Here is a 23,884-nt window from a genome sequence, read left to right as displayed (position 1 = left end):
CTCCAATTCGTCTTATTCTTACAGATCCTGCAATCAGTATATTTTTGCTGATAACATGCTAGAATTCGCGCCCTTATAAGGTGGCTGAATAGTCACACTTGTTGTCTTTACTAAATACCGAGATTTCTCATGCCATTCTCTAAATTGGGCTTAAGCCAGCCGCTTGTTTCTGCGATCACTGAACTTGGTTATCAAGCACCAACCGCGATTCAAGAAAAAGCGATCCCTGTTGTTCTTGAAGGCCGTAACTTAATTGCAGCGGCGCAAACGGGCACAGGTAAAACAGCTAGCTTCCTGTTACCAATGATGGAGACCTTGAGCAAGGGCGAGACTCAGCGTAAGAAGCGTGTCCGCGCACTTGTGCTTGCACCAACACGAGAACTGGCCGCACAGGTAGAAAAGAATGCCGAGGCGTACAGCAAAAACTTGTCGCTGAAGACATTGGCTATGTACGGCGGTAAAGACTCACAAGCGCAAAAACAACGTTTGGTCGATGGCGTAGATATTCTCGTCGCTACCCCAGGCCGTTTGCTGGATATGATGTCCCAACGTGCGGTTCATTTTGATGAGCTGGAATACTTGGTGTTGGATGAAGCAGACCGTATGTTGGATATGGGCTTTATTGAAGACATCAATAAAATCATCGACCGTCTGCCTGTCGATCGCCAGAACCTACTGTTCTCTGCAACGCTATCAGATAAAGTCCGCTTCTTGGCAAAAACTGCGGTACCTAATCCGGTAGAAATTGCTGCGGAAAGCAACAGTAAAACTGAAATTGAACAGTGGCTCACCACCGTCGATAAAGACAAAAAATCAGCACTTCTTGCACATTTGATCACTGAGAATGCTTGGGACCAGACGTTAATCTTTATTGAAACCAAACATGGCGCAGCGAAGCTCGTTGAACAGCTTGGCAAGCGCGGCATTGTTGCTGAATCTTTTCACAGTGGCCGAAGCCAAGATATGCGTGAACAACTGCTTGAAGACTTCAAGGCTGGGAAGTTGCAGTTTTTGATTGCGACCGGTGTTGCGGCTCGCGGCATTGATATTGAAGAACTCAAGCGCGTCGTGAATTACGATCTCCCGTTCCCTGCGGATGACTATATCCACCGTATTGGTCGAACAGGCCGCGCAGGGGCAAAAGGCGAGGCAATTACCTTTTTGTCAAAAGATGACTTCAAGAACTTGTGCATGATTGAAAGCCGATTAGGGCATTTGATTGAGCGTCGCGAAATTGAAGGTTTTGCGCCCCGCAAGCCGGTACCCGTGTCTATTTTGAACTATGTGCCGAAGAACAAGCGCGAAGGCAAACCTGCGTCTGAGAAAAAAGCGCACCGCAATGAAGGTAAACCAGAACGCTCGGGGCAATCAAAAGGGCGTGGGTTCCAAACGGGCGAGAAAGACAAAAGAGCTTCACGCAATGAAGGCCAGCAAAAGCGTGACTCACAACCTAGCCGTTCAGCAAGCCGTGAAGATGCTAACCCTTGGGGTAACCTAAAACCAAGATCAGGCGAGTAATTCGCAATACCAAACTGAGTATTAAATGATAAAGCCCGCAATTGTGCGGGCTTTGTTTTTTGTGCCGAGCATAACACGCAGGCTAGTTCATGCTTTCCGCCAAGTTTTTAACCCAGCGTCCACTGTTCAAACGCCAACAGCAAATCAGCACTTTAATCGCCTCTTCAAACAGCACCAATCCAAATAAGTAGACGGGTGGGAAATTCAGTACATGTGTAAGCCAATAGGCGCATGGCAATAAAAACACCCATTGTGCAAACACATCGGTGATCAGGCAAAAACTGGCATCACCGCCCGCTCTGAGAACACCCACAATCAACATCATTGAAAGGCTTTTCACAATCAAAGATGCCGCCATGATGTCGTAAAGCCCAGCGGTGATCTGCTCCGCCGCTGATGGTAAGTCATTGTGGAAGAACAGTGACAATACAAAGGGCTCAATGAGCAAGAGTAAACCTGCACTCATTACGCCAAAAAAGACACTGACTATCAGGTGTTGGCGGATGGCAATGGGGAGCTGTTCGTGATTGTTAGCACCCACTAAGTTGCCAACAAGCACAGAGCCTGCGGTTGCTAACCCAATCAATAGAGACATCGCTAATGCTTCTACTGGAGCAAGAACAGAAAGAGCAACCAGTAAGTTTGGGTCGCTGTAACCCAAAATGGCATGGAAGGCGAAAAGACCTGCCGCCCAAACAACGCTGTTTACCGCTGCGGTTGAAGATAGCTTAGTGACGAGCAAAAAGTCTTTCAGATTGAGTTGTTTGTACAGGGTTAAAGGGAAGCTGGCCAGAAGGTGATTTTTCGATTTTAGGTAGAAATAAAGGATCACGCATTCAATCACGGCACTCAGTAGCGTACCTAACGCAGCCCCTTTGATACCCATGGCGGGCATACCCAAATGGCCAAAAATAAACACCCAGTTCAAGCCAAGATTGAGCGCAACACCAATGAAGCTGACTTTTGTTGCAATGCCAGGTTGATGCATAGCACGTAATCCGCAGGCTATGCTCGACGCGTATGCAAAGCAAAACAAACTTAGCGCAATGATGTGTAAGTAATCACTGCCTTTTTGAATGACCTCTTGAGACTGTGTTCCTAGGGCCATCAGCAGTTCTGGTGTAAAGAAAAGCAAGACGAAGAAGAAGAAAGAAACCCCCACGCTTAAAAGCAGGGTGATGAACACAGTGTTGTGGAGTTTTCGCTCTCCGTCTTCTGATTTAATACCGAAACATTGCGCCGCAATCTGACCGCCGCCAATGCTCAGACCAATAATAAAGAAACTAATGATCATTTGGGCTTTGGCTGCGAGACCTATGGCTGCAATATCAAATTCACTGAGCGTTCCCAGCATCAGGGTATCTACAGTGCTTTTACTAGAGAAAATAGCCGTTTGAAGTGCGACTGGAAGTGCCAGCGCAAGCAAACTTTTATATTGACCAAGGGAAGAAAAATAGCGTGAAAAGAAAGCCATGGTATCGTCCATGTTTACTAGGTAAGGGGGTGCAGATCCTTCGAGAAAATCAAGGGCCTAAGGTCTTCTCTACGAGGTAAATGAAGGATCTGCAAAGAGGGTTAAGATGCGATATCTAGCTGGCGCATTGCATCTTCTCGAGGGCTATTTCCATCGAGTTTTTTTACGATTTTTGCAGGGTTACCCATCGCAATACAATTATCTGGGACGTCTTGGTAAACCACACTGTTGGCACCGACAACGGCATTTTCGCCGATGGTGACACCTTTAAGTATGGTGACGCCCATTCCGATCCATGCATTGTCTTTAATGGCGACTTTTGCTGAACGCGTGCGAGCCGCATCGTCATCTTGCCAACGGTTAGTCACAGGGTGGCCACTGCTGTCCATGATGGTGACTTGAGGGCCAAATAGAACCAAATCACCGATCTCGACGTGCTCATAAGCCACAATAACGGTGCCTTGCATCACGCATCCGTTACCTATGGTGATTTTGCCTGAGGGCTTATCGTTTACTTTAATCGCAGAAAGTCTCACAGGACGGTTTTCGAACGATAGGTTGTCGTCCGAATAAAGTACTGTGCCGTTACCAATCGTAATGCTGTTGTTAAAGTCTTCTTGGTTAATCAGAGAAAACGCAATATCACGATGATAGTCATCAGAGTCGCGAACTAAGGTGAACGCAATATGTGGTGCACCGATGAAATGGGTTTTTTCTTGTACCGCGATCTGGTCGCGGTACAGATGTTTAATGTCTTCAAACGATTTTCCAGCAGCAATAGGAAAAATATTTTCGTAAACACAAGGCATTAGACAATCCTTACTATTTCGTTGGCTCGATGTGGGTCGGTTTCTTAGGACGACTTAGGTACAGAGAGCGATCGGTCATTGGGTGGTTAGGACTTTCTTTCAACACCTTAATGAGCTTATTCAAAGGAAGGTCATTAATTTCGTGGTCAAGGTTGTAGTAGCTCGTTTGCCAAATGTTGTATTTACCATGAATCAGCTGTGCTGCGCTTTTTGAGCTTTCGCCAGTGTCTTTCACTTCTTTCGGGTGAGGCCAATGGAAAGATGACATGGACTTATCAACGATAAACATGTTGTTGTTCAAAAAAAGGCGTACGCCTAAGTCAACATCTTCGCCGCCCCAGCTGTTAAAACGCTCATCGAACATGCCTGCTTTGATGAGTTGTTCGCGCTCCGCAGAAACGTGGCAGGTCCAAAAGAGATCAAACGGAGCTGGCCAGTCACAAATATTTGCACCGAGTTCGTCATACTGAGACTGACGGATATCGTAAGCACCTTGCTGGTCGAGTTCTTCTAGAATTTCATCAACATTGTTAGGGCTAATCACAGATTCCATTTTCTTTACGCCTTCTTCGTCAAGATCGAAGCCGTAAACGTAGCCAACTATAGCGATAGGGTGAGTAGATACTTTGTGGCGGAATAAATGCTCTTCTAGGGTGCCTGATGCAAGGAGGACGCCCGTGTCCAGATATACGACATATTGGCCTTCAGAAATCGCGGTGCCAACATTTCGTGCCTTTCCGGCTCTAAATCCCTTATCTTCTTGCCAGAAATATTTAATGTTTAGTCGGTCGGAAAAAGATTTCGCGACGAACTCAGAATCATCAGAACCGCCATCATCAATCACAATAACTTCAAATGACTCGGCAGGAAGAGTTTGTTCTACTAATGACGTTAACGTGTGTGAGAGTAATTTAGAACGATTATATGTTGGAATAACAACGCTTATTTCGACCATGTTTAGAACCCTATAATTAAATGCTCAACTGACAGCGAAATAATACGGAGAACCCAAACTTGATTCAATGTCACATTTTGACAATTTCGAGTTGCAGTAAGTGTAAATATCTATTTATTTGCTTTTAAAACAGTAATTTATATACATGTCTAATTTTTTGGCCTTATTGTTATTATGCGACGCTTATCTCTATAAGTGTGAAATGAGATGTAATTGATAATTACATCTCTAAACTTTGTGGTTGAAACTGTGATCTGGAAATATTTTTATTTCACGTGTATTCACTATATGAATAGTCTTATTGGTGACCAAATTGGTTATTTTACTCCTTGAAGATAACTATATTTATTATAACGCTTGGTTATTATGATTTATGTTCAAAAAATTGATGGATTAAGATTGCTAACGCCTGTTGGGTGATTTAACAAGCAATTAAAAAATTCACATGTCAGACATTGTTTTGCCAAAAATAGAGAAGGTGAGTATTATTGTTTTGAAAATTAGAAGAAAACATTGTTTAGATGCAGCTCGTTGAAGGAATATTCTGTGAGCAAGTACTAGGTTTTTTGTACCAGAAACTCATGCATTTACTCTAAAGTGTGATTGTTAAGGATTTGTTGGTGACGATGACGGTTAGTAAAACGCTAGGAATGACAGTTTTAAGTCTTGGAATCGTTGGTTGTGTTTCCCAACCGAATGAATCTGAGTGGGTATCCGTTCAAGGCATGCCTGTCCCACAAAATGTCGTCAATACGCTGTTTGAACGTTGCCAAAATAAGTCTGGTGAATACTCAATTGAGCCCAATGCGATGGATCAATGCCTTCTTCAATCGGGCATTTTGCGTGCCTCTTCATTCTATGACATCACCCCTTTTCTTGTAGAAGCTACCGCAAAACGACTCAATGCAGACACGCCAGTGATGGTAGACGATGCAACGCGACTTGATTCTGTGGAGCACCAAGGACGAACGCTCCGACTCAACCACACCATTATTGATGACGTAGTCGCAGACATTAATGTGGATCAGTTTCAAAAGGTTGTACCAGAATTGGTTATGCAGAACACCTGCTTTGCACCGCCCATGGCTGCTCTAATGGAAAATGATGTGGTTTTTCAATACACCTACAATGATGCTGAAGGACAACCTATAACAGCATTCAGCATTCGCCACGCTGACTGTAAATAATTTGGTATTCGTTGCCTCATAGATGCATGAGGTATGGATAGAAGTTTCGCCATGTCATTGATGTATAACTACTTATACAAGTAATTCCCATGCTGCCTAAAAAGACATTTCTCCTCGGGTGTGATGTTAGAACTGAACCGCACAAATCACGCCAAGCTGCGTATTAATAGCGTCTTTATGTCATAAATATCTCGTCTATCAACAGAACGTTGAAAGACAGATTTATGATCAGCTATCCACTGCCTTTATGCTGATTCAATTCTTTGCGAAACGTCGCTGAGAACTGCCAATCGTCTTTTTGACGAACACTCGCCAGATTGCGCTGTACTGGCGAGTGTCCTTCTTTCTCACTTCTTTAGCGTCACCTTTAACTGATCTGCATGAACCTGCTGTTTTTGTGAAATTTTGACATCCTCAACCAAACCCTAACAAAGCGTTGTCTCTCTCATTACTTCACGTTGTTACCTTAAAAGGGATAAACAGGTTGAAAGGAAGAGCAATGAAAGTGCTTCGGCATGTTATCTCGGTGACAGTTACCCTCGTGGTTATGACCGCGTGTGTATTTTCTACTTCACCTCATCAAGACGCAGCGATGATCAAGCAAACGTATGACAGTAACCTCTCGGCATTATCCGCATATCAACTTGGTCATTATGGATTAAGAATGTACAGACAGACGCAGGATGATGACTATCAAGCTGCGGTGTGGACTGATATGGCGCGGATAGCAAGCCGCCTGAATGGATACAGTGCGTCCATTTCCTCGAAGGACGACGTGTTGCGCTTAGGCGCGGCTCGGCTGGAATCGTATAGTTCTGGTGATAATGAACGCGATGCGCTTAGACATGATGCGGCAAAAGGGAGAGAAGAATACCTAGTTCTGGGAGCGGGTCTCATTAGTAGTATGGCGAGGGCAAACGAGTACGGCCTAAAGCATAGAGATGATGACAAGCTACGTGAAATTCTGTCTTGGTATGATTTTCATGACTACGCCACCAATCCAGAGATGATACGCGCTTGGGCGGCACAATTGGCTAATCAGGTCTACTGGCTTAAACAGCTAGGAGAAAATGATCTGACTCATCAGTTTTCATTGGCATTGAAAGCAACCTATCCGGATAAAAAGGATTCTATGTTGTCTGTTCAGCAGTACAACAATAAATTGTATGGCATGACGCATATCATTCTTGCAGCGTCAGAGTACTACCGAAAGTCTGTGAAAGAGGCAGAATTTCAATGGATTTATGACTATTTCCGTCAGCACTTTACGACTATCGCCGCGCGTTCTAAACCGGATGTGATTGCGGAAATTGGCATTACGTTTTTATTGGCAGGTCTAGAAAATGACCCCGTTGTTATCCAGAGTCAGGAAATCATTCGAGATGCCATAGACAGAGAAAAGGGGATGATCCCTTCAGTCTCTGGTGGCACGGACTTGGCCAAAGGTGAGCATCGAAATGTGCTGGCCATTATGCTGCTAGATTGGCAAGGCACGAGTGAAACACCCATGGTGAATAAGGAACAAAACGATATTCAATCAGTTCCTTGGGGATTAGTGCCTAAGACACCCCACTAAAAAAACAGAAAGAGCCCGGTAGGGCTCTTTTGTAATAAACCCAATAAACTTGAAGATGCTGGATGCAGCGAAATTGAGTATCGGTTAACGGAAGCATTTCTCGGCATGGCGAACCAAGCCTGACGTTACGGAGCCAAAATAGTCCCCGGCAACAATTGGCACACCTGGAAGCGTGTTTTCGAGCAGGGCACGCAGGATCGGCGAGCGCGCGCTGCCACCCGTCATAAATATCGCGTCAGGCGTGGTTTCCGCTTGAGCCAGTGCATCATTGACTAATTCTGCCACTTTCGCGACCGGAGAGGCGATAGCATCTGAAAGCTCCGCAGTAGTAATTGATGTCTCAAGAACCTCATCAGCGAGTGCAATGCGTGCACTGAATTGTGTCTGCTCTGACAGTGCGATCTTCGCTTCTTCAGCACTTCTGACAATCTGATAGCCAAGTGTTTCTCGGTAGACTTTCATCAAACGCGCGATCAGATCAGGCTCACTCGCATCACGCATGAGTTGCTGCAATACCTGACGGTTAGCAGATGCATAGAAGTCAGATTGTGCGGCGACATTATTGATGGCAATAGGGTTCCAGAACTGAGGAATTGGCATTGCAATGCCGCGTTGTAAGGTCGAATTTTTCCCAAACAGAGGCATCAGTTGCTCAAATGCAAGATGAATGTCCAGATCGTTTCCGCCTACACGACAGCCAGAATGCGCCAGTAGAGATTCACGGCGGTCATCTTTCTTTTGCCAGCTTGGTCCCATCTGAATGAGGCTGCAATCTGTCGTACCACCACCGATGTCGACAACTAAGACGGTTTTATCTTGGGCCAGTGAGCTTTCGTATTCTAGACCCGCAGCAACGGGTTCAAATTGGAATTGAACCTCTTTGAAGCCTGCACGTTTTGCAGCAGCCAGCAGTATGGATTCAGCCTGGATGTTTGCTTTTTCGCCGCCAATACCTTGGAAGTTAACTGGGCGACCAATGACAGCGCGCAGTATATCTTCCTGCAAATCGGATTCAGCCTGTTGTTTGATGTTGGCCATCATGGCGCAGACGAGATCTTCAAAAAAGCTGATTTGAACGTCGCGAAGTCCCGTGGCTCCTAGAAAGGATTTTGGTGACTTAACGTAGTACACCTCTTCTGGATCTTCGAGGTAGGTAGCAAGTGCTGAACGGCCAAAGCGAAGGTCACCAGGCTCTACGTCGATACCTTCCTCTCTATTGAAATTGACTGCACGGCGGAGCAATTGCTCACCGACGGAATCGTTCGGTTTGATATTGAAGTGTCGCCAAAGGTATTCACTGACCGCTTCTCGTGTCGGAGCACATAACGTTGAAGGGATAAATGGGCTGTCACCTTCCAGTGCCAAAAGACGGGGCTTACCGTTCTCTAAAGTCGCTACGGAGCAGTTGGCTGTTCCATAGTCGAAGCCGATAAACATTGCGTATCTCCAACAAGAAAAAGACCGCACAGTTTACGCAAAACCAAGTTCAACACAAGGCACAACTGAAGAGGAAAAAGCGCAAAACCACAAAAAATCACGAAGAGACGCGATTGCTGCGTACAAACAACAAATTACGACTTTAGTCGAAATTCGTCAGAAAACTTTATAGCCATTGTTGTAAAAACGAGACAGTTTAAACGACTTTGCTGAGTAAGCTTTAGGCAGGCATTCGATGTCCAATGCCATCGTAAATCCTTGAAGTAAGGAGGACGGTATGAAAAGTGCCAAAGAGTTTGCGGCATGGCTGATGAACCGTTTTTCAACCCACGCAGATGTTTACCTTACACGAAAAGACATTACAGAACTCACGAGTCGACAATCGCTCAGAAGTGAGTTTATCCATGATGTTCACTGCGAGCTCATGGGGTTTGGACGTGCGCTGGTGGCTGATGTGAAAAACGACCGCTATTACATGGTGGCGGTAAGTAACACGTATTGGAAAGACGTTGGTGATGTTTATGCAGCAACGTCCGAACAGACTGCGGGTTGCGAAGCCATAAAAGCTCCTTCCGATGACACAATCCGACCTTTTAAAACCAACACGTAAGCCATCCACTTTTGCCTTTAATATCTCTTCTCTCTTTGCCTGTTTGATACAGGCTTTTTTTTGCCGCAATAGGCTACTTTTTGGCCTGCGGTGTTAGGTGGGTAAGGGTTTTTTGGTTCGAGCACTAATCTTTTTTCGGTTTGCTATTGAATAAAAAACATCGTTCAATAAAATGTGCGCGCTTTATACATAACTTGGTATCTATTTATGAAATTAATGAAAACTGCGCTTATTTCTATTGTGATGTTTGTAACTGGCTGTTCAAGCATCGTTAATGGTTCAACGCAACCGCTTAAAATCAGTGCGACGCCAGATGCGGCAACGATTCGTCTACTAAGTAAAAATGGTGATGTGCTTAAAGAGCAAAAAGGGCGTCTTGATTACTTAATGAAGCGTAGTACTGGCTATTTCGAAGGCGCAGATTATACGTTGGAAATTTCCTATGATGGCTACCAAACCCAAACTCTAGAACTGATGTCGACAGCAAGTGGTTGGTACATTGGCGGAAACCTCTTTTTTGGTGGCTTGATAGGTTGGTTGATTGTGGATCCAATGACTGGCGGCATGTGGGTGATTGAGGCCAGCAATATGCAAGAAACCGATGAAATGAACGTAACCTTGCTGAAAGATGCAACTGAGGAAATGATGGAAAAAGCGGTGCAAGTTAGCATGAACTAAGTGTCTGCCGCGTCGGTATCGGCGCGGCAAACTTTTGGCTGAAGCGTTTTTTTACGTATATGAGTAACATCAAAACAGCGAGTAATTGGTGCATAGAAGAGAATTCTTTTTATTTTTTATTCCTCGATTATTCAGATGCATACAGTGTCTATCTAACTTGACAAAGCAAAGATCAACAAGATAGATATCATGCGGTATCGGTTGCACATTTGCTTTTCAAATCTCTCTGCTAAATTAGATATACGACGTTACTTCTTGTCGACTGCCCGCCTTCTCTTTCGCAGTCTTTATCCGTCGAAATCTGATGATCTTTGGTGTGCTTTTCTCGCGTTTTTTCTTCTCTAAGGCTTTGCTATTGGGTTGGCCTCAGGAATCATTTTTCCCTAGAACACCAACGATCTCATCTACTGTTCTTACGCAGGAGCGCGTTATGTTGATGACGACAAAGGTAAAAGCGGTGATATTTGAACTGGATGGCACACTGGTTGATACGGCACCAGACATTCGGTGCGCAGCAGAAGAAATGTTGGCTGACTTAAATCTCCCAAGCCTGAATGCTGAGCATGTCAGTGATTGGATCGGTGATGGAATGGATAGATTGATCCACCGGATTTTGTCGCGCCAAATTGACGGTAAAGTGCCGGATCCAATTTTTCGTTTAGGCAGTGCTCTGTTTCTTAAAGCGTATCAACGAAGAGAACACCAAGGTTCAGCGTTGTTTGATGGTGTGCTCGATTGCCTGCGCGAATTGACCCGAAGAAAAATGCCCTTGGTTATCGTCACTAACCAAGCAACGTCTGCTGCTAATGAGTTGCTGACAGCGTTAGGTATTAGACATCATTTTGATTTGGTGTTGGGAAGAGATGCGATGCAAGAGCCTAAACCCTCTCCCGATGGCTTATTGGAAGCTGCGTTATTACTCGACTTAAATCCCGAACAGCTAATGATGGTTGGAGGGAGCGTCAATGATGTTCATGCGTCTAGAAATGCGTTATGTCCCGTTGCATGTGTCAGCTATGGGTATAATTACGGTGTTGATATTTGTTACGCGGCTCCGGATATTGTATTCGACTCTTTGTCTGAATTACCCGAATTTCTTGATAAAAAGTCGGCTACCCGACGCCCAAGGCGCACAAATAAAAAACGTGCATCCTTATCAAAAGCAGAAAAAGAAAAGCGCTAAATGCGCTTTTCTTTTTTATTGAGGCGTTAATATTGGATGCCACGAAGCTCAGTCAAAAACGCTTTATAGGCATCAATAAATACTTTTACGCGGTTGGTCATGTGATCCCGAGAGCGCACGATAATATTCATGTCGACGCGTTTAAATTTGTAGTCAGACAGGAGTTGTACGAGCTTGTGCTCTCTTACAAGTTCGGTCACTTGAAGCTCTGGAAGTAGCGCAATCCCGAGCCCATTGGCAGCAAGAAGCCTTGCGATATCCATTGAATCAGAGGTAACGCGTCCGCTGATATCCACTGACTTTTCTTCGCCATCAATATCAATATAAGGCCAGTTCTTTTCTGCATTAGGACAATTTATATTGGCGATACAAGAGTGTTGAGTGAGCTGTAATGGGTTGGAAGGTATGCCAAATTTATTTAAATAATCTGGCGAAGCATAGCAACAGAAATTACAGTCGAATATTTTAATGGCGACCAATGATTGGTCGTCAGGCATTATCGGCGAAATCATTAAGTCACAATCTGGCATCGATAATAACTGTTTAGGTGTCAGTGTTACCAAATCAAGTTGAATATTAGGATAACGATGAAGAAAGTTGGAAATAAAAGATTCAGTTAGCCATCGAGCCATAGGGTGCAATAAACCCAAACGCAATGTTCCTTTCACTTCATCTTCGTGCTTTTCTAGCGATTCCAGCCCTTTCTCCCAAGCCTGAACAACGGCCAGGCTAGAGTCCAGTATCTTCGTACCTTGCGGGGTGAGTGAAAGCTCACGGTTTCCTCTATGCAACAACTTCAGATTCAGTTGCTCTTCGAGAAGCTTAATTTTTCGACTGAGAGTAGGCTGGCTAACACCTAATTGACGTGCTGCAGAAATGAAGCTGCCTTTTTCAGCAACCGTAATAAACATGCGTAAAGAATCTAAATCCATAACCTACTTTTTACCACTAATAACAAGAGGGATACATTTACATTGATCTCTATCTCATTATTCATTTTTTGAAATAGGGTCATTCGATTTTTGCGTCTCATCAAAATAAACCCCATCGCATACCATAAGTCAATTTCAATATAAAACTAATATAAGAGTCAACAATGAAGATTAAAGCAGTAGCCACGTTGGTGGCGGGTATTTTAGCTTCTCCCGCTTATGCGCAAGTAGAATTGCCTAAGCCGGAGTTTTACGGCGTTGTTCAGGGGCAGCTTTCTTGGGAGGAGGGGTATGACTTCCAAACCCAGCTTCAAGAAGCGTTAGTTGGCTTGCAAGGCATCATTCCTGCGGAGCATTTCCGCATGCGCTATAAATTGGCTGCCGAATATTCAGAAACTAATCCGAACCCGAAAGAGCAAGGCGAGATCATCGTCAGTGAGGCCAATCTGCTGTTCATGTCGAAGCAGTTAGGTGGTTTGTATGTTGGTCAGGGCACAACAGGCTCTTGGCAAGATCTTTACAGCAAAGTCGACATTTTTAACTCGACCAATATGAAGCGTGCCGGAGGAAATGACAGCCTATTCCGCCAAGGCTACTACGGCACCAATATCCTTGCTTACGCGACCCCACGTTTCCATAACTTCTCTTTCAAAGTCGCGGCGATGTCTCCAAACGAAACCAACGGCGCAGACGTTGATGTTCTGGGTTTACGCGCGCTTTATAACACCAAGAATTTCAGCTTGGTATTGAACCGCGCCGAGATGGATGAAAAACAAATTTCGACTGGCTACACCCGTTGGGCATTGGCATCCAGTTACCAAATGGGCAGTGCATACCTCGCGGGTTTGGTTGAGTACAACGAGAAAGACCCACAAGGTGACAGTTGGGTTTACGCTGTTTCAGGCAAATATACCGCAGACAAAATGTCTTACCGCCTTGGTGCCCAAACCAAGCAATGGGAAGACGATGCGAAGAACGTGAGCAAGGAAGACGAAACGCTTCTGCTTGCTAACGTTTCCTACCAATTCCACCCGAATGCATCGCTTTACGCAGAAGTGGCGGAGTACCTCGAAGATTCTCAAAACGACAAGATCAATTTGGGTCTTGTTGCCCACTTCTAAGGAGCTGTAATGCGCAAGATAGTGTTGCTGGCAGCCTCAGCGTTATCGTTTGGGGCTCAAGCGGGATTAACGGTGTCAGACTGCGTGATCAGAGAACCTGCGCCGGGTAAGGACATGACGGCGTTGTACCTGAATATTCACTTTGAAAACACCGACGAGATTAAGGCACTTCGTATGCCTGCTAATGAAGATGTAGTCGGAGCGGAAGTTCGCGATTTGGCTAACATCGTTGAGCTTCACACCACGCAGATGGCAGATGGCGTGATGAAGATGCGTCGCGTACCCAAAATCAAAATTCTGGAAGGTGATAACGCACTAAAGCCTGGTGGCAATCACATCATGCTGAAAGGGTTAAAAAAGCAGCCTAAAGCCGGCGATGTTTACCCTGTGACGGTGTGGATGACTTACACCGAAGATCTGCAATGTGACGCTGTGGTGAAGAGCAGTGCAGACATCGCGAAAGCACAGGAGATAGCCAAGTGAAAAAGCTTTTTGCTGAAGCGCGAAACGTGAAACGCGCGGTGGTTGCACTGCTGGTGGCTGGCGGCATGGGCTTAGGTTTATTGTCTGCGTTGCCTGCCACCGAGGTGATGCATGCGCTGAGCACCAATGAATTCTGTTCATCGTGTCACACCATGGAGCCAATGGCAGAAACGTTTGCGCAGTCGATTCATGGCGGTAATAACTCGCAAGGCTTTGTCGCTGAGTGTGTGGATTGTCACTTGCCGAAATCCAATGTGGTTGAGGAGCTTTACGTTAAAGGTACATCAGGCATGCGCCATTTGTGGGGCGAATACGTGTTGGGGATGGAAAACCTGGACTATCAAGCTCTGCATGAGAAGCGCACTGATTTTGTGTTCGACTCCGGCTGTGAAAGCTGCCACAAACAAATCGAACCGCGTGCCGTGGCAGCGACGGAAGCATCTTCCATTGCTGACCAAACGCACCAACTGGCATTCAATCGCAAAGAGACCGACGCCAACTTCCAATGTTCTTCCTGTCACTATGACATTGCTCACCCGGGTCTAAAACGCAACATGCGCCTGAGAGAAGAAAAGCTTCTTGAGGCGCTGGCGAATTTGCAAGAAGGAAATCACTCATGAGCCTGCGCATGAAAACATTGACCGTTGCCTTGCTAACGCTGGTTGTGTCATCACCGTTGATGGCGGCGGAAGATATCAATAATGGCTACGAAGATTACACGATTAATCGTACGTTCGAGACCATGTCGCCCAAAGACAAAGCCATTGCTAACCGCATTATTTATGGTTGCTACATGGGCTGTCACCGTCCCGCACGAGAAGAAGTTACCGAATCATTGAGCCCGAAACTTGAGGGTTTTGATCCGCAGTATTTCTACGACCAATGGGTCGATATGGATAACGAGCGCAAAGCGGGCATTTCTTCTCAAATGAAGGAAATCGTTTATCAATATTCACCTCACGATATGGCCTCTGTTTCGGTCGTGTTGGGTGAGCGAAAAATGTCGTACAACCCTGATCCAGATGTGCTGGAAAGCGAGGCGTTCAAACGCGGGAAAGAAAAGTACGATGCGTCGTGCAAGATGTGTCATGGTGAGCAGGGTGCAAGCACGAATCCTGCTTATCCGCCGCTGAAAGGCCAAATGCCTGCGTACATTTTCGAGCAAATGACAGCGTATCGCGATGGTAAGCGCACTAACCGCCAAGGCCCAATCATGGCACCGTTCGCCCGCATGCTGAGCGAAGATGACTACAAAGACATCATCGCGTACGTGTCAGGCAAAGAATACCGCGCTGTTGAGCGTCGCGAGTACATTACGGGTATCGGCATGCCACCCGTGAAAGATTTTGTGCTGCCAGATACCGGCCAAATCCAGAACTTTACTGATACTAAAGGTGAAGACAGCGACTACCCGCAAAACCCAATGAGCTACACCATCAGTGAGTCAGGGAAAACCGTTATCGATAACAACACCAAGCTGATGTGGGAGCGTGAAAGTTCGCGCATTTGGATGACAGCCGTTGAAGGCCAAGCGCATTGTGACAATCTGGAATTAGACGGTTACAGCGATTGGCGTTATCCCTTAATGAAAGAGTTGCAGAGCATTGGTGATATGGGTGAGTTCCGCCCTGCTATCAATGCGGAAGTCTTCTCTAACATGCCGCGTGCAAACTCTGGGATTTGGACTTTCCCAATCTCTGATCACCCCGATCATGTTTGGCACGTTGGTTTTCCTGATGCGCACATTATGGGTCAGCACACCGCTTCAACGAAATTGGTGCGTTGTGTGCGTGCCGACAATGGTGCGGCATACCACAACATGGACTATGTCGATAACGGTGATGGCACGGTAACGGAACGTATCACGGACCGCATGTGGCAGCAGAATATCGACTACAAACGTCGTGATTGGGAAGACTCAATCAACTACTGTGAAAACCTTGACTATGCAGGGTACAAAGACTGGCGTTTACCGAACATTAAAGAAGCGGTGTCGATTGTTAACTACAACAAAACCTCACCGTCGATTGATGAAGAGTTTTTCCCGAATACCCCAGTGAAGTACTTTTTCTGGACAAATACGTCCGATGTAGCTGGACCAACCATTCACATGCGACCACTAGGCTTGCGTAAAAAAGACCAGACCCCCGAAATGTTGGACTTACGACATACCGGAGACAACGAAGGTTGGGCTCAAGGGTATCTGATAGGTTCCGGTCTTGGCATGACGAAAGACAACCTGTTCTACGCACGCTGTATTCGTAATCCTTAACTATCATCGAGTGCCCTCAGGCTAACAACCTGAGGGCTTTTTGCCTTATGAAGAAGATTCTTTTTTCTCTTGTGTTCGCATTGAGTTCATACGTCAATGCAGACGAGCAGCGGTATGTGGATGGTGCGCGTTGGGCATTCGTGTCTGATGCCATTTCACCCAAACTTGCTGTTGTTGATACCTTTACCCAAATGCACGTCGATACCTTAACGTTACAGGCTATTCCGACAGAGCTGGAAGTGTCTGACTTGCAGGATCTGTTGGTGTACATCGACGGCAAATCTCCAACGCTTTTTTTGTACGACTTGGCTAAAAAATCGCACGGAAAAATGCCGCTATCCTTTATTCCTGACCAAATTGTATTTCACCCAGATGGCGCGCAATTGGCTGTTGGAGGGAAAAATGCTTTGGTCTTTGTGATGCCATTGGACAAAAAACTGATGGGCACCTTTGATAGTGTCGATAGTCCCTTCAGCCTGAACTTCGATAACGGTGGCTACAACCTGTATGTGACGGAACAAGCCTCAGGAAACACCTTTGTTTACCGTTTCCACGATGGTCAGCGAACGCAAATGCAGCTAGGGGAGGGCTCAGTGTCTGAAATCACGCTGTCACCGGATTCCCGCCTTGGCATGGTAGCGCAGTATGACGACAACACTGTATATATTCGCGATTTATTTATGAATACCGAGTTCGCAACAGTCGCGTTGCCTTCGACCCCTTATCGCCCATACGTTAGTTCTGACAGCGAACACATCATCCTTGCAGATGAAAAAGGGAAAGGGGTTGTGATCAACGCGTGGAGCGGTGAGAAGGTTCGCGATATTAGCGTTGGTGAGAATCCGGGCGCATTACGTTCGGGGTGGCTGGAAACCATCGGCATCATCTCTTCAGATAGTACGCTATCGGTTTTCGATATCGCCCAATCGACACCTGAGAAAAACGTGGCACTAAGCGCACCGTTGAAAGAGGTGGTGGTGGTCTCTGATTCTAAAACTTTGTTTGCTACCCAAGATAAATCGTCATCCCTGTTTGTGTATGACATTCGCACAGCGACTCAGCTTTCTCGAATTGATACTGGGCTCGCCCAACCACTTCATATGGTGATGGGTATCACCAACACCATTTGCCACTAGGAGCGGAATATGAAGAAACTGCTGACTTCATTGTGTTTTTTGGGGGCGTTGGTGTCGGGCAAAGTACTGGCAAGCTTGGACTTCGACTTGCAACACGCGACGTTGGGTGATGTGACAGAAAAAAGCTGGCCAGGACAATACTTGTTGATTGGTATTGGGTATACCTCCTGCCCCGATATTTGCCCGACAACCGTGATTGATATGGCTGCGACGGTCGGAAAACTAGGAGATAAAGGCAAGAAAGTGACACCGCTTTTTATCTCAGTTGATCCAAATCGAGATACCGCTGAATACATGGATACTTACGTGAAGTTTTTCAGCCAAAATATGTTCGGTTTGGTTGGTACGGAAGCACAGACAAAACATGCGATGAAATCTCTTCGCGGAACGTATGGGTATGCCGTTGAAGGCAAGCCGGTTTACCCACCATTGCCTGCGCAATATGAAGTGTTCCACTCCGCTTATGTCTATCTCTACAGTCCTGAGGGTAAGCTGGTGGATGTTTACGGCTATGGAATGGGCAGTGACAAAATGGCCGCCGATATTTCTAGGAATATTCCATGAGAAAACATCGTTTAGCGCGTCAGTGCCAAGCAATCGCGGTGGTACTTGGAGGGCTTTTTTCCAACGCATATGCACTCGATTCACAGTGTAAACCCCCAACCGAATTTCATGCGGTAAAACCCTATGCATTGCCTGCTGATTTACACGGCGAAAGCATGGAAAAAGTCAGTCTCGTGAACTTCTGGGCAGTCTGGTGCGGCCCGTGTTTAAAAGAGTTGCCGATGTTGAGCGAACTGGCTGCTTCAAGCCGCACTTTTGATGTCAAAACCCTGCATGTTGGTGATAACGAAGAAGCCATCAATGGCATGTTCAGTCGTCTTGCTATCACCAATCTTGCCAATGACGCGATAGATGATTTTGAAGCGGTAAGAGCTCTCGGGTTTGTAGGGCTACCTGCAACTTTAGTGACGGTGAATAACAAGGTGACTTATCACGCGACGGGTTACTTAAAAACGTCTGTGAATGCGCTTAATCAATGGCTGCAATGCTTGGGAGAGTCAGCGTGAAATGGGGCAAAATGGGATTGAAATTATTTGCGGCGGCGGGGCTATTTTCTTTGGCTACTCCAGTGTTTGCGGAAACATTGTATGGCGAGCAGTTATATAAGAACCCGGGACGCGGTGGTTGTATTAACTGCCATGGCGAAGGTGGCAATGTTCCCGTCATTCCTTTGTATCCCAAAATTGGCGGACAGACAGAAATGTATCTGTTTAACCAGATGATGGATTACAAAAAGGGAAAGCGAAAAAACGGGTTATACATGACGATGGAAACCGCCATGAAGCCTTTTTCTGAAGATGAGGTTCGTGTGTTGGCTGCGTATTTGGCGGCAGTAGAATGGCCGAGGAGTCAGTAGCATTTCAAATAAAAAGAGCCACGATTGTGGCTCTTTTGTTTAGCAGAGTATAAAGGCTTACGCGCCCATAATGGTGATGATCAAGATGGTGACCAAACCGCCCATCATCGGGATTGCGGTGCGTTTCACAAGCTCCATAGGAGGCACACCAGCCACACCGGCACACGCCATCACAACACCTGCAACAGGTGAGAATGAACGGAAGATACCGGCAGCCAACTGCATTGGCATTGCCATTGCTGCGGTCGCTACACCCACTTGGGCTGCAACGTCAGGTGCCAGGTTCGAGAAGCTGAAGAACGCCGCGTTACCTGAACCAGATAGCAGTGCAGTCAAACCGATGATGGTCACCAGCATCAGCAGCATTGGGGTGTAACCCAAGCCCAGATCAGATGCCATACCTAGCAGACCGTCGATAAAACCAATCGCCTTAAGACCCACAACGAAGGTTTGGGCTGCGATGATCAGTGATACAACGCCTGCGAATACATCGCCCATGCCTTGTAGGTAAACTTTCAGCGAGTCAGCTACGCCACGACCATTGCGGGTGTAGAGGAAGTCACACAGCATTGAAACCGCCAAACTGATGAACATGGCGGTTACCACGTCTATCTTGATTGAGGTAATCGCAAACTTACTGAACACCAGAAGTAAAACCAGTGGCACGGTTGGCAGGATTGCAAACCAAGTCGGAGCTTCACGTGCACTGTCTTGCGTGCTGTTCAGCTCGTATTTCACGCCTTTTTCGGCGTCTTTTTTGTCGAACCATTTTTGGCAGAAGAAATGCAGAACAGCGATTACGACGGCAGCTGCAGCCCCTACGACTAACTGATGCTGAACGAAGTACGTGGCAGCATCAACGCCGATAACTTCAGCGGCTTTGTTCGATGCACCCGACGCTGGACCTAAGTCCAAACACGCTGTTGTTGCGAGTACTGCTGCAACTGACGCGGGTGTACAGCCGATGTTAACAAGCACGGGGTACAAGGCAACAAGTAGCAGCATTGCTAGGCCAACAGCACTTGGAATGAAAATGTTTAGGAACTGACCAAGAATGTAAGTGAACGCAAGAATCACGTACGGATTTTTGATAGTAGATAGGGGTTTTGTTGTGACTTGAACCAGTGCATTCGCCGCACCGATGTGGCCCATGTATTTAGAGAAACCACCTACTGCCATGATAATAAGGCCCAGAGTAGCAAGTGTTGAAGAGCTAAGTGCCTTGATAACAAGGAAAAAGTCGACGACAACGGCACCTGATGGGCTAACGCCTTTCGGAAGGAAATCTGTGTGACCCGCCAGCGCACCGATGATCATCATCAGAATACCGGCGCCGAAGAGCGCAGCTTGTGTGTTGTATTTTTTTACAATCAGATAGCCTGCCCCAAAAACGATGGGGAGTGCGAGGATAGCAACCATTATTTTACCTATATGTAGCTCTAACGGATATCGCCAGGCACCGGAAGATACTTACTGACGTCGGCATCTTTAGGCAGCCTTGGCGTAGCCATATTATTTTTAAATGGCTTAATAAGGATATGAGAAACGGAAAATAAAAGGTGTAAGTGTGAGTTGTATAAAACAATATTTCCTGTTGATTAAAAAAGACGCACGATGAATATTTTCAATTTGTTAATCATGCTATTTAAAGTGAGTTAATTAATCTGTAACGCAGAAAATGTGCAACAAGATTTACATAGAGGTACAAGTGATTGATTTGCAACCGACATTGTTAATTCTTGATGGGAGGGATTTCCATAACCTATTGAAGTGAATGCAATATAGTTCCTCTGAAATACACTTGTTTGTTACGAAGTCAAATTAATTTCAATTTTTAGTGGTTTGAAATTAGTACTTAAAATACGAAGAAATGAATAAATATCAGACGAAGGTTAAATAATCACCAGTTGGATTTCTGTATATTTATAATACAAAATTCAGGAGTGTAAAGAATGTCTATACCAGCAACCAAATTGGAATTAGAAGTTGCCATCCAAGATGCATTTTCAAAACTCGAGAAAGATTACGCCTCAATTCCTGCAGATTGCACGAGGTTGCTGAAGGTTGAAGGGAACATCAAAGATACACAGATCAGTGTTTGCGATACGCTGGCCTATCTTATTGGGTGGGGTCATTTGGTGATGAAATGGCATTCACGTAAGCAGGCTGGTGAAACAGTGGATTTTCCAGAGACAGGATTCAGATGGAACCAACTTGGCGAGTTAGCTGTGCATTTTCATCAAACGTATCGGGATTGGTCTTATGACGCGCTGCTTGAAGAATGGCGAAAGGTTGTCACTGATATCCTTGTGATGATTGCCAGTGAGAATGATGCGTCGCTATATGTAAAGCCTTGGTATAAGCAATGGACGCTGGGCAGGATGATTCAATTCAACACCTCATCACCAATGAAAAATATGCGTACAAAAGTGCGTCGATTCAAAAAGTCTCATGCTATTAAGTAATTGAATGCTTTACATTGGTGGTTACATAAACTCTTTTTAAATTATGATGTTGAGACGGAATTCATTAAGTTTGTTACCGTTTTCACCTCCCACTTATCGATAATCTAGTGATACAATCAATTCATGATAACAACAGTGTGGCAAGCTACCCGAAATGGAAATCAAACTGCATTCCAATGCGAGTACAACACCGAGAACACGCAAGTACATAAAGCATTCCGATAAGTCTGACGCAGAACTGGCAAGTGAGCTTAGTATCTCTATCGATACGGTCAAAAAGTGGCGCAATCGAAGCGATGTTTACGACAAGTCGCACCGCCCTAATGTCATTCATCGTAGGCTGAGTGCAGAACAAGAGTTGTTGATCGTATACCTGCGCTCACGATTGCTGCTGTCTTTAGATGAACTGCTGGAAGTCTCGCAGCTGCTGATCAATAAAGATTTGTCACGTGCCGTACTTAACCGCTGCCTGAAGAAGTATCAGGTGCCGCGCGTTAAAAAACCGTCACCGACTGTGTTCGGTGAGGTGATGATTGATTGCATCAAGTTACCGCATATTCTCTCTGCGAAAGCGACGCACCTTCTGGTGATCACTGAAGCTTATACAACGCATGTGAGCTTTGCGCTGATGGGCACTGAAGGCGAAGAGTCAGTCGTGCGTATGGCGGACTTCCTGCAACATGCGTTGCCTTACGGCATCAGACGAGCGGTGATTACTGATAATGAACTTGTCAAAGATGTGGTCAATCAGATGGGCATTGAATGGTCTCTGATGGACGCATCCGAACTGATTCAAATTGCGTTGGAATCGGAGGCCGATTTCGAGCAGCCTGTTAGTGACTACCTCGCTGGCGAATATTTTGACGCGCGATTGGGGTTGCCTTCCATTTTGCTGTGCTACGAAGATTTGCTCAATAAGCGAGTGCTTCGTAATCGGCTGAAAAACGCAACACCACAGGGTTACTGTAAAACGAAAAAGGGGAGCTGATGCTCCCCTTTGCTTTAGCAGGTAATACTTACTGTTGAGTGACGCGACGCAGGTCGATGATCTCGCCCGCTAAGTCCATCATAAGCACAGCATTCATCAAATGGTCTTGTGCATGCACCATCACTATGTGAACGGGCAGCTTGCCTTCGCCTTCATCGTACTCAATCAACTTTGTCTGAATGTGGTGTGCGTCTTTCAAGGCTTCTTTAGCTTGAGCGACAAGCGTATCAGCGGCGTCAAAATTGCCTTGCTTCGCTTCGCGGATCGCCGTCATGAGCATGCTGCGGCACTGGCCCGCCTGCACAATCAGGGTCATTACGTATTCTTCGTATTGTGCGTGATCCATCGTTCTTACGCTTCCATCATTGTCAGAGCTTGAGCCAGAATTTTCTTACCGTCAGTCATGCCATAATCCATCATGTTGATGAGCGCGATTGGGCGGCCATGTGATTGTGCCACACCTTGGAAGTCTGACAGCTTGTAGCTGATCTGTGGTGCAATCAGGTAGCAGTCGAAATCGGCTGCACTATCTTCAAAATCCTGAGAGCCTTTCGCTTCGATCAGAGCTTCGATACCTTGTGCTTCTGCGGCTTCTTGCATGCGCTTCACTACGAGGCTTGTAGACATACCCATGTCACAGATAAGTAGAATTTTGTTCATTGTGTACTCCTTGGATTATTCAATAGGTGCAGTGATGCGTGTCTGATACGCGTCCAGCCATTCTTGTGATGCTGGGGAATAATGCGTTTCAGAGCCTCTGCGCTCACATACGTAAATCGTTGCTGGGTGTTTGGAGGTCTCGACAGAAAACGAGAAGCTGTCGATGTTAGTAGCGGCTCCAAAATCACCGTCTTTGTTGATACAAACGACAGAAAGGTCGCCCGCTCGGCCGTAACGGGCGATGAGCTTTTTCTCTAAATCGTTTACTGTGCTGTCAGCCGCTTGTTGCGGTGTCATGCCTTCACCCATGCGACGCACGATTTCGTAGCTGATACAGCCTTTCATCAGGTCTTCACCGAGGCCCGTTGCGGTCGCAGCTCCGATCTCGCTGTCGGCGTAGTAACCCGAGCCAGAAACCGGCGAGTCACCCACGCGGCCAGGACGCTTCATAAAGAGGCCGCTGGTGGAGGTGCCAACGCTGATGTTGCCATCTAAATCGAGTGCTGCGATGCCGACAGTATCGTGACCCGTATAGGGGGACAGGCCACGATACAGGGTTTCTCGACAACGCTTGATGTAGTGCTGCTGCGCGCGCTCAGTCAGCATTTCCTTCTTTTCAAAACCCTGTTCAAAGGCCCATTGTTCTGCGCCTTCACCTACCATGAAGCTGTTGAAGCGTTCACGGCTGAGTTTCTCTGCCACCAGGATTGGGTTAGCGACGTCTTTAACACTCGCAATCGCACCCAATGCCATGGTGGTGCCATCCATAAAGGCGGCGTCTAGTTCGACAACGCCTTTTTCATTTGGAAGACCACCGTAGCCAACACTTTTGTAATACGGGTAGTCTTCTACCCGTGTTACCGCTGTCAGGACTGCATCGGTCGCTGACTTATTGTCTTGGAGCATCGTTGCGCCTTCAGTGATGCCATCAAAGGCCATTCTCCACGTGGCGATAATGCCCCAGTTTTTCTTGTCCATTG

25 protein-coding genes are annotated in these 23,884 nt (G+C 46.2%); 16 read left to right on the top strand and 9 right to left on the bottom strand.

All coding sequences use genetic code 11. The features are described 5' to 3' along the window. Positions 1-129 precede the first annotated feature (129 nt). A complete protein-coding gene (locus LRP49_RS07735) occupies positions 130-1,518 on the top strand; it encodes a DEAD/DEAH box helicase (RefSeq protein ID WP_274141388.1) in 1,389 nt (462 codons plus the stop codon). An 82-nt stretch (positions 1,519-1,600) separates the two neighbouring features. Here the strand turns inward: LRP49_RS07735 and LRP49_RS07730 are convergent, their stop codons facing one another. The 3 genes from LRP49_RS07730 to LRP49_RS07720 form a co-directional block, all read right to left on the bottom strand. Beyond that, positions 1,601-2,992, bottom strand: a complete 1,392-nt coding sequence (locus tag LRP49_RS07730; RefSeq protein WP_274141386.1) for an MATE family efflux transporter — start codon at positions 2,990-2,992, stop codon at positions 1,601-1,603. Between the two features lie 101 nt (positions 2,993-3,093). After that, complete coding sequence (locus LRP49_RS07725; RefSeq protein ID WP_274141385.1) at positions 3,094-3,801, bottom strand: acyltransferase; 708 nt, start codon at positions 3,799-3,801, stop codon at positions 3,094-3,096. Positions 3,802-3,814: 13 nt separating this feature from the next. After that, positions 3,815-4,756 (bottom strand): glycosyltransferase, encoded by a 942-nt coding sequence (locus tag LRP49_RS07720; RefSeq protein WP_274141384.1) that lies wholly within the window; start codon positions 4,754-4,756, stop codon positions 3,815-3,817. A 620-nt stretch (positions 4,757-5,376) separates the two neighbouring features. On the opposite strand from LRP49_RS07720, the gene LRP49_RS07715 reads away from it, so the two are divergent. Together LRP49_RS07715 and LRP49_RS07710 are read left to right on the top strand one after the other, a co-directional pair. After that, positions 5,377-5,943: a hypothetical protein gene (locus LRP49_RS07715; RefSeq protein ID WP_274141382.1), complete on the top strand. Its 567-nt coding sequence runs from the start codon at positions 5,377-5,379 to the stop codon at positions 5,941-5,943. A 499-nt stretch (positions 5,944-6,442) separates the two neighbouring features. Then, positions 6,443-7,519, top strand: a complete 1,077-nt coding sequence (locus LRP49_RS07710; protein ID WP_274141381.1) for a DUF3541 domain-containing protein — start codon at positions 6,443-6,445, stop codon at positions 7,517-7,519. A gap of 84 nt (positions 7,520-7,603) precedes the next feature. Here LRP49_RS07710 and yegD read toward each other — a convergent pair whose 3' ends face one another. After that, positions 7,604-8,956, bottom strand: a complete 1,353-nt coding sequence (gene yegD / locus LRP49_RS07705; protein ID WP_274141380.1) for a molecular chaperone — start codon at positions 8,954-8,956, stop codon at positions 7,604-7,606. Between the two features lie 277 nt (positions 8,957-9,233). Between yegD and LRP49_RS07700 the strand changes: the two genes are divergently transcribed. The 3 genes from LRP49_RS07700 to LRP49_RS07690 all read left to right on the top strand — a co-directional run bounded on the left by LRP49_RS07700 (position 9,234) and on the right by LRP49_RS07690 (position 11,427). Further along, positions 9,234-9,566: a hypothetical protein gene (locus LRP49_RS07700; protein ID WP_274141379.1), complete on the top strand. Its 333-nt coding sequence runs from the start codon at positions 9,234-9,236 to the stop codon at positions 9,564-9,566. Positions 9,567-9,773: 207 nt separating this feature from the next. Further along, positions 9,774-10,244, top strand: a complete 471-nt coding sequence (locus LRP49_RS07695; protein WP_274141378.1) for a hypothetical protein — start codon at positions 9,774-9,776, stop codon at positions 10,242-10,244. A 430-nt stretch (positions 10,245-10,674) separates the two neighbouring features. Next, positions 10,675-11,427, top strand: coding sequence for an HAD-IA family hydrolase (locus tag LRP49_RS07690; RefSeq protein ID WP_274141377.1), 753 nt, complete (start codon positions 10,675-10,677; stop codon positions 11,425-11,427). A 26-nt stretch (positions 11,428-11,453) separates the two neighbouring features. Here LRP49_RS07690 and LRP49_RS07685 read toward each other — a convergent pair whose 3' ends face one another. Continuing rightward, a complete protein-coding gene (locus tag LRP49_RS07685) occupies positions 11,454-12,359 on the bottom strand; it encodes a LysR family transcriptional regulator (protein ID WP_274141376.1) in 906 nt (301 codons plus the stop codon). Positions 12,360-12,523: 164 nt separating this feature from the next. Between LRP49_RS07685 and LRP49_RS07680 the strand changes: the two genes are divergently transcribed. Genes LRP49_RS07680 through LRP49_RS07645 form a run of 8 tightly spaced genes read left to right on the top strand, consistent with a single transcriptional unit; the run spans position 12,524 to position 18,791 of the window. Next, the gene (locus tag LRP49_RS07680; RefSeq protein WP_274141375.1) at positions 12,524-13,480 is read left to right on the top strand and encodes a porin; all 957 of its coding nucleotides are present in this window, start codon (positions 12,524-12,526) and stop codon (positions 13,478-13,480) included. A 9-nt stretch (positions 13,481-13,489) separates the two neighbouring features. Then, positions 13,490-13,963, top strand: coding sequence for a copper chaperone PCu(A)C (locus LRP49_RS07675; protein ID WP_274141374.1), 474 nt, complete (start codon positions 13,490-13,492; stop codon positions 13,961-13,963). After that, positions 13,960-14,583, top strand: a complete 624-nt coding sequence (locus tag LRP49_RS07670) for a cytochrome c3 family protein (RefSeq protein ID WP_274141373.1) — start codon at positions 13,960-13,962, stop codon at positions 14,581-14,583. The genes LRP49_RS07675 and LRP49_RS07670 overlap by 4 nt, the downstream gene beginning before the upstream one ends. Continuing rightward, positions 14,580-16,235 carry an Lcl domain-containing protein gene (locus LRP49_RS07665; RefSeq protein ID WP_274141372.1) on the top strand — a complete coding sequence of 552 codons (1,656 nt, stop codon included), beginning with the start codon at positions 14,580-14,582 and terminating at the stop codon, positions 16,233-16,235. The genes LRP49_RS07670 and LRP49_RS07665 overlap by 4 nt, the downstream gene beginning before the upstream one ends. A gap of 47 nt (positions 16,236-16,282) precedes the next feature. Beyond that, positions 16,283-17,371 carry a YncE family protein gene (locus LRP49_RS07660; RefSeq protein WP_274141371.1) on the top strand — a complete coding sequence of 363 codons (1,089 nt, stop codon included), beginning with the start codon at positions 16,283-16,285 and terminating at the stop codon, positions 17,369-17,371. Positions 17,372-17,380: 9 nt separating this feature from the next. Further along, entirely contained in the window at positions 17,381-17,935 is a 555-nt protein-coding gene (locus tag LRP49_RS07655; RefSeq protein WP_274141369.1) for an SCO family protein, read from the top strand. Beyond that, the gene (locus LRP49_RS07650) at positions 17,932-18,441 is read left to right on the top strand and encodes a TlpA family protein disulfide reductase (RefSeq protein ID WP_274141368.1); all 510 of its coding nucleotides are present in this window, start codon (positions 17,932-17,934) and stop codon (positions 18,439-18,441) included. Before LRP49_RS07655 ends, LRP49_RS07650 begins: the two co-directional genes overlap by 4 nt. After that, the gene (locus LRP49_RS07645) at positions 18,438-18,791 is read left to right on the top strand and encodes a c-type cytochrome (protein WP_274141367.1); all 354 of its coding nucleotides are present in this window, start codon (positions 18,438-18,440) and stop codon (positions 18,789-18,791) included. Before LRP49_RS07650 ends, LRP49_RS07645 begins: the two co-directional genes overlap by 4 nt. A 57-nt stretch (positions 18,792-18,848) precedes the next feature. Here the strand turns inward: LRP49_RS07645 and dcuC are convergent, their stop codons facing one another. Next, positions 18,849-20,210, bottom strand: a complete 1,362-nt coding sequence (gene dcuC, locus LRP49_RS07640; RefSeq protein ID WP_274141365.1) for a C4-dicarboxylate transporter DcuC — start codon at positions 20,208-20,210, stop codon at positions 18,849-18,851. 533 nt (positions 20,211-20,743) lie between these two features. On the opposite strand from dcuC, the gene LRP49_RS07635 reads away from it, so the two are divergent. Then, positions 20,744-21,256 (top strand): ClbS/DfsB family four-helix bundle protein, encoded by a 513-nt coding sequence (locus LRP49_RS07635; RefSeq protein WP_274141364.1) that lies wholly within the window; start codon positions 20,744-20,746, stop codon positions 21,254-21,256. 154 nt (positions 21,257-21,410) lie between these two features. After that, the gene (locus LRP49_RS07630; RefSeq protein ID WP_274141363.1) at positions 21,411-22,244 is read left to right on the top strand and encodes a hypothetical protein; all 834 of its coding nucleotides are present in this window, start codon (positions 21,411-21,413) and stop codon (positions 22,242-22,244) included. Between the two features lie 28 nt (positions 22,245-22,272). Here the strand turns inward: LRP49_RS07630 and LRP49_RS07625 are convergent, their stop codons facing one another. The 3 genes from LRP49_RS07625 to LRP49_RS07615 are packed head-to-tail and all read right to left on the bottom strand — an operon-like array spanning position 22,273 to position 23,882. Then, positions 22,273-22,590 (bottom strand): PTS lactose/cellobiose transporter subunit IIA, encoded by a 318-nt coding sequence (locus LRP49_RS07625; protein WP_274141362.1) that lies wholly within the window; start codon positions 22,588-22,590, stop codon positions 22,273-22,275. A 5-nt stretch (positions 22,591-22,595) separates the two neighbouring features. Beyond that, a complete protein-coding gene (locus LRP49_RS07620; RefSeq protein WP_274141361.1) occupies positions 22,596-22,904 on the bottom strand; it encodes a PTS sugar transporter subunit IIB in 309 nt (102 codons plus the stop codon). A 15-nt stretch (positions 22,905-22,919) separates the two neighbouring features. After that, positions 22,920-23,882: a glycosylasparaginase gene (locus LRP49_RS07615; protein WP_274141359.1), complete on the bottom strand. Its 963-nt coding sequence runs from the start codon at positions 23,880-23,882 to the stop codon at positions 22,920-22,922. Positions 23,883-23,884: the final 2 nt, after the last annotated feature.

Source organism: Enterovibrio qingdaonensis (assembly GCF_028683135.1).
Lineage (GTDB): Bacteria > Pseudomonadota > Gammaproteobacteria > Enterobacterales > Vibrionaceae > Enterovibrio > Enterovibrio qingdaonensis.
Note: the sequence above shows the minus strand (reverse complement) of the source record. Positions and strands in the feature narration are given on the sequence as shown.

Excerpts from the sequence above, each read along its gene's own strand:
- LRP49_RS07635 (WP_274141364.1), top strand. The coding sequence starts at position 20,744 with ATGTCTATACCAGCAACCAAATTGGAATTAGAAGTTGCCATCCAAGAT.
- LRP49_RS07685 (WP_274141376.1), bottom strand. The coding sequence starts at position 12,359 with ATGGATTTAGATTCTTTACGCATGTTTATTACGGTTGCTGAAAAAGGC.
- LRP49_RS07680 (WP_274141375.1), top strand. The coding sequence starts at position 12,524 with ATGAAGATTAAAGCAGTAGCCACGTTGGTGGCGGGTATTTTAGCTTCT.
- LRP49_RS07695 (WP_274141378.1), top strand. The coding sequence starts at position 9,774 with ATGAAATTAATGAAAACTGCGCTTATTTCTATTGTGATGTTTGTAACT.
- LRP49_RS07675 (WP_274141374.1), top strand. The coding sequence starts at position 13,490 with ATGCGCAAGATAGTGTTGCTGGCAGCCTCAGCGTTATCGTTTGGGGCT.
- LRP49_RS07710 (WP_274141381.1), top strand. The coding sequence starts at position 6,443 with ATGAAAGTGCTTCGGCATGTTATCTCGGTGACAGTTACCCTCGTGGTT.
- LRP49_RS07700 (WP_274141379.1), top strand. The coding sequence starts at position 9,234 with ATGAAAAGTGCCAAAGAGTTTGCGGCATGGCTGATGAACCGTTTTTCA.
- LRP49_RS07650 (WP_274141368.1), top strand. The coding sequence starts at position 17,932 with ATGAGAAAACATCGTTTAGCGCGTCAGTGCCAAGCAATCGCGGTGGTA.
- LRP49_RS07655 (WP_274141369.1), top strand. The coding sequence starts at position 17,381 with ATGAAGAAACTGCTGACTTCATTGTGTTTTTTGGGGGCGTTGGTGTCG.
- LRP49_RS07665 (WP_274141372.1), top strand. The coding sequence starts at position 14,580 with ATGAGCCTGCGCATGAAAACATTGACCGTTGCCTTGCTAACGCTGGTT.
- LRP49_RS07630 (WP_274141363.1), top strand. The coding sequence starts at position 21,411 with ATGGAAATCAAACTGCATTCCAATGCGAGTACAACACCGAGAACACGC.
- LRP49_RS07625 (WP_274141362.1), bottom strand. The coding sequence starts at position 22,590 with ATGGATCACGCACAATACGAAGAATACGTAATGACCCTGATTGTGCAG.
- LRP49_RS07660 (WP_274141371.1), top strand. The coding sequence starts at position 16,283 with ATGAAGAAGATTCTTTTTTCTCTTGTGTTCGCATTGAGTTCATACGTC.
- LRP49_RS07725 (WP_274141385.1), bottom strand. The coding sequence starts at position 3,801 with ATGCCTTGTGTTTACGAAAATATTTTTCCTATTGCTGCTGGAAAATCG.
- dcuC (WP_274141365.1), bottom strand. The coding sequence starts at position 20,210 with ATGGTTGCTATCCTCGCACTCCCCATCGTTTTTGGGGCAGGCTATCTG.
- LRP49_RS07615 (WP_274141359.1), bottom strand. The coding sequence starts at position 23,882 with ATGGACAAGAAAAACTGGGGCATTATCGCCACGTGGAGAATGGCCTTT.
- LRP49_RS07735 (WP_274141388.1), top strand. The coding sequence starts at position 130 with ATGCCATTCTCTAAATTGGGCTTAAGCCAGCCGCTTGTTTCTGCGATC.
- LRP49_RS07730 (WP_274141386.1), bottom strand. The coding sequence starts at position 2,992 with ATGGCTTTCTTTTCACGCTATTTTTCTTCCCTTGGTCAATATAAAAGT.
- LRP49_RS07720 (WP_274141384.1), bottom strand. The coding sequence starts at position 4,756 with ATGGTCGAAATAAGCGTTGTTATTCCAACATATAATCGTTCTAAATTA.
- LRP49_RS07620 (WP_274141361.1), bottom strand. The coding sequence starts at position 22,904 with ATGAACAAAATTCTACTTATCTGTGACATGGGTATGTCTACAAGCCTC.
- LRP49_RS07690 (WP_274141377.1), top strand. The coding sequence starts at position 10,675 with ATGTTGATGACGACAAAGGTAAAAGCGGTGATATTTGAACTGGATGGC.
- yegD (WP_274141380.1), bottom strand. The coding sequence starts at position 8,956 with ATGTTTATCGGCTTCGACTATGGAACAGCCAACTGCTCCGTAGCGACT.